Below are 399 nucleotides of genomic sequence, written 5' to 3'. Positions count from 1 at the left end.
CACCAAAACGCTCGCCAAGGCAGCACAACATGCCTCGAAGATCTGGCGAGAGAAAACCGGTGGTGTAGTAGACCTGCGCAAGCCGGAGGCCGTTGAGTGGTTGTTGCGCCGGATGCCTGTCGAAGAAGTGTGGGGCATTGGCAGGCGTATGCGCGATAACCTGGCCGGTGAAGGCATTAAAACAGCGTGGGAGCTATCGCACGCTGAGCCGCGAACAATGGGCCGCAAATACTCAGTGGTCTTGGAACGCACGATCAGGGAGCTTCGCGGCGAGTCCTGCATCGACATGGAACAAAGCCCACCGGACAAACAGACCATTTGCTCAAGCAAGATGTTTGGTCAGCGCGTCCACACAATCGAGGGGCTTGGCCAGGCGTTGGCCACCTATATCCACAAGGC

General features: G+C 57.9%; 1 protein-coding gene. It reads left to right on the top strand.

Going from position 1 to position 399, the window contains the following annotated elements; all coding sequences use genetic code 11:
- On the top strand, window positions 1-399 hold a 399-nt coding region (locus KMS84_RS44025; RefSeq protein WP_498066972.1), incomplete at both ends, for a DNA polymerase Y subunit UmuC family protein.

It is taken from the genome of Streptomyces hilarionis (genome assembly GCF_024539675.1).
GTDB classification, from domain to species: Bacteria; Actinomycetota; Actinomycetes; order Streptomycetales; family Streptomycetaceae; genus Streptomyces; species Streptomyces hilarionis.
The sequence above is the reverse complement of the archived record's forward strand: the minus strand, read 5'-3'. Positions and strand labels throughout refer to the sequence as shown.